Origin of the sequence: Bartonella sp. AA81SXKL (assembly GCF_042196945.1) — a bacterium.
Lineage (GTDB): Bacteria > Pseudomonadota > Alphaproteobacteria > Rhizobiales > Rhizobiaceae > Bartonella.
Map to the genome: position 1 here is coordinate 1 of NZ_JBHIRH010000105.1, position 1,116 is coordinate 1,116.

Annotated in this window: 2 protein-coding genes; both read right to left on the minus strand. The window is 35.8% G+C overall.

Translation table 11 applies throughout. From position 1 onward, the window contains the following. A partial coding sequence (locus ACFINZ_RS09840) for a DUF1376 domain-containing protein (protein ID WP_375701420.1) occupies positions 1–706 on the minus strand: 706 nt, incomplete at its 3' end. Then, positions 696–1,046, minus strand: coding sequence for a DUF1376 domain-containing protein (locus ACFINZ_RS09845; protein WP_375662608.1), 351 nt, complete (start codon positions 1,044–1,046; stop codon positions 696–698). The genes ACFINZ_RS09840 and ACFINZ_RS09845, both read right to left, overlap by 11 nt. Positions 1,047–1,116 lie beyond the last annotated feature (70 nt).

The following is a 1,116-nucleotide window of genomic DNA, read 5'->3' on the forward strand; positions in this document are numbered from 1 at the left end:
GTTGTTTTCCAACCTTTTTAACTTTTCGTGAAGGCAATTTCGCAATCATCGCTTCGTTAATTTGCCATCGGTTGTTAGCTTCGTTTGAAAGATTGATATTTTGCTCGTGAATGATTGGTTGTTTGGTTTCTATCGTTTTGATTTGCTCTGATTGAACATCATCACACTCGATTGGCTCGTCAACCAAATCGTTTGTTTCTAAATTTTCAAAATCAATTTCTCTTTTTGATAAAATAATATTTTTATTTTTTTTGTTATTGTTAATGTTAATGTTAATGGCATCATCTAGCATTGCATAAGCATTGCTTGTAGCATTGCTATTAGCATTTTTAGCATCATTACGAGCATAAGTTGTATTTTTATCCCATCTTGCCTTTGCTGCCTTTTGTGCTCTTTCTGAAAACTTATTTAAATTATCATTTGAGTTATTGAGTTCCTCTTCAACTCTTAAACTCCACAAACGACCATCTTCTAAACGTATGATCTTCTCATCGCGTAATAAGATGTCTAATGTATTTTTTAGGACTCTCACTGAACAGCCAGCCCACCGTGCTAATTTTGGAGCATCTTCAATAATAGGGCGGCGCTCTTCATACATATATAAGACAAGTGTCATATAAAGACCTTTTTCCACTATACTCATGCCACTAACGTCAACAATCCATTGTGAAGAAAAAAGCCTCGTCCATGGCAACTTAGTTGACATACTTCACCTCCCTTTCTTTATTATTATTGCAAGTGAAATTATCTAGCTCTTCAGTGACGTTATTGAGTTCTTTTTCAACTTCTGAATTCCACAACCCACCATTGTCTAAACGTATGATGAATCCACCTTCAATCAAGGAATTCAAAGCTGCTTCAAACTCTTCTACTGGATAACCAACCCAAAAAGCTAATACCGTTAAGTCCTTTAAAATAGGTTCACCAGTATGGAGCATTAGAAGTCGCAACATGACATAGATACATTTCTCGGTCGGCGACAAACAACCAAGAGTAAGAAGCCATCTGTCTGCAAAAAGCCTCGTCCATGGTAATTTAATGGACATACCCCAATTCCCTTTCTTTAACTAAATATAAAATTGCTAAAGCATCTGCTTCGTTATCATCTTTCGGATT